This is a genomic window from Candidatus Erwinia dacicola (assembly GCF_001756855.1).
Taxonomy (GTDB): domain Bacteria; phylum Pseudomonadota; class Gammaproteobacteria; order Enterobacterales; family Enterobacteriaceae; genus Erwinia; species Erwinia dacicola.
The window spans coordinates 1-1,642 of sequence record NZ_MAYS01000302.1 but is presented as its reverse complement, the minus strand read 5'-3'; the positions used below and the strand labels follow the sequence as shown (position 1 = coordinate 1,642).

Here is a 1,642-nt window from a genome sequence, read left to right as displayed (position 1 = left end):
CCATACAGCTCCTGTTGCTGCTTTCAAAAAAAGAAAATTATTAAATAGAGTAGTGATAAAGTTAACATATAGCTTCATCTCCCTGATTAATGCTAAAGTTATTTGCGTTTCTCAGGGGGTAAAAAATGATTTGTCATTGCTTTACAAAATTAAAAATTGTAGAGTAATTAATAATTTTATCGATCATCAAGATCTTGATAAGAAAACTCAGAATAATTCACATAATGATAGAGTGTTTGATTATATATTTGTTGGCCGATTAACTAAGGTTAAAGGTTGTGATGTGTTAATTGATGCCTTGTGTGATAGAAGTGTCTTCATTAAAGATAACAATATCAATATAGCTATAATTGGTGATGGAGACGAAAGGAAAAAACTTCAGGGTAAAATCGAAAAGTTTGGAATTTCAAGCTTTGTAAGTTTTAAAGGTGAATGTGAGAATCCTTATGTTTACATGAAAAGTGCTAAGTATATAATTGTACCTTCTTACGCAGAAGGATTTGGCTTGGTCGTTCTTGAAGGTCTATATTTAGGTGCTGATATTATCTATTCAAAATGTGATTTTGGTCCCAGAGAGATTATTGATAACTATTTTTCTGAGCAAAAAAAACTAGGGTTTTCAGATCCTTCATTAAACAGAATTGAGTCAGTGGCTGAGTTGTCATCTATTATCAAGTACACTTTTAATTCAAGACCTTTCTTTTTATCTCACGAAAAAAAGAAAGAAAGGGTTTGTAAATATTTTAACAAAGCTAAAGTAGCTTCAGATATTTGCAAGTTTCTTAATGATTAAGGTGCTAGAATTATATGGAATATATAGTTTCGATTATAATGCCAACTTTCAACTCTAAATTAACTATAGTTGATACCCTGAGATCTGTATTCGATCAGAGTATAACTGATTGGGAGTTGATTATTACGGATGATTGTTCAATTGATGGAACCTATGAGTTGCTTTCTAAAATATCTATCAATGAGCCAAGAATTAAATTATTTGCTAATGGAGTTAATTCTGGTGCAGCAGTATCACGTAATAACTCACTTAGTAAAGCCAAAGGAAAGTTTATCGCTTTTCTTGATAGTGATGACCTGTGGCTCCCAAACAAACTCGAAGAGCAAGTCACATTTATGGGTGATAATATTGATTTTTCATTTACAGCGTATGAGTTAATATCCGATGAGGGTAAAAAATTAAACATTAATGTTGATACTCATCAAGTTTCCCCTTTAGGTTATCAGGATATGCTCAAAAAGAAAGCTACTTTAGGCTGTTCGACAGTTATCCTAAGACGTGCTGTTTTTCCAGATCTTACTATGCCTTTGCTGCGAACTGGCCAAGACTATGCTTTGTGGCTTAAAATTCTTAAATTAGATGTTAAAGCTGTTCCTTATAACAAAGTACTTACTCAGTACAGGATTATGCCCGGATCAATATCTAGAAATAAGTTCAAGAAGTCATTGAGGCAATGGGAAATATATCGGCGAGTTGAAGGTCTAGGGGTTATTTATTCCTGCTGGTGCTTTAGTTTCTATGCTTGGAGAGCTGTTTTTAGAAAATAAATGCTGATTATAAGATTTTAGACCTGATTTGTTTTAAAGTATGATAGGCTTTGTTGAATTTATTGAATAATAGGTAATCATG

General features: G+C 32.3%; 2 protein-coding genes. Both read left to right on the top strand.

Annotation, left to right across the window (positions count from 1 at the left end; all coding sequences use genetic code 11):
• On the top strand, positions 1–793 hold a 793-nt coding region (locus BBW68_RS08915; RefSeq protein WP_148127612.1), incomplete at its 5' end, for a glycosyltransferase.
• Positions 794–807: 14 nt separating this feature from the next.
• Complete coding sequence (locus tag BBW68_RS08910; protein WP_070135072.1) at positions 808–1,560, top strand: glycosyltransferase family 2 protein; 753 nt, start codon at positions 808–810, stop codon at positions 1,558–1,560.
• The last annotated feature ends 82 nt before the right edge of the window (positions 1,561–1,642 follow it).

Coding starts and splice junctions, on each gene's coding strand:
- BBW68_RS08910 (WP_070135072.1), top strand. CDS start 808: ATGGAATATATAGTTTCGATTATAATGCCAACTTTCAACTCTAAATTA.